Consider the following 457-nt stretch of genomic DNA (forward strand, 5'->3'; position numbering starts at 1 on the left):
AGCCTGGCGGCAGGGCACCAAGAAGAGCAAGGGCAACCCGACCGCCACGATGCGCTCACGCTTCCTTGTGCTGCGGGTGCGGCCCGCCAACCGCGACATCGCCCGAGACAGTGACGGGCATCTGCCCGAATGCTGGCTCCTGGCCGAATGGCCGCCCGGCGAGCCGGAGCCCACCGACTACTGGCTGTCCACCCTTCCAGCGGACATCCGGCTGCGGGACCTGGTCCGCCTGGCGAAGATCCGCTGGCGGATCGAGCACGACTACCGCGAACTCAAGACCGGCCTGGGCCTGACCCACTTCGAGGGGCGTTCCTGGACCGGCTGGCATCGCCACGTCACCTTGGCTTCGGCCGCCCATCTGTTCCTCACTGAACTGCGCTTGACCAGCCCAAAAGCGGCTGGGGCGGCCTGACCTTCTACAAGATCTTGCACATGCTCCAGGTGCTGTTAGCCACCT

1 protein-coding gene is annotated in these 457 nt (G+C 66.7%); it reads left to right on the top strand.

Annotation, left to right across the window (positions count from 1 at the left end):
* Nucleotides 1-412 (top strand): transposase (locus EJK15_RS69900; RefSeq protein ID WP_171075460.1); only part of this gene is annotated, 412 nt, incomplete at its 5' end.
* Between the last annotated feature and the right edge of the window lie 45 nt (nucleotides 413-457).

The sequence above is a fragment of the Nonomuraea basaltis genome, from assembly GCF_005893125.1.
Taxonomy (GTDB): domain Bacteria; phylum Actinomycetota; class Actinomycetes; order Streptosporangiales; family Streptosporangiaceae; genus Nonomuraea; species Nonomuraea basaltis.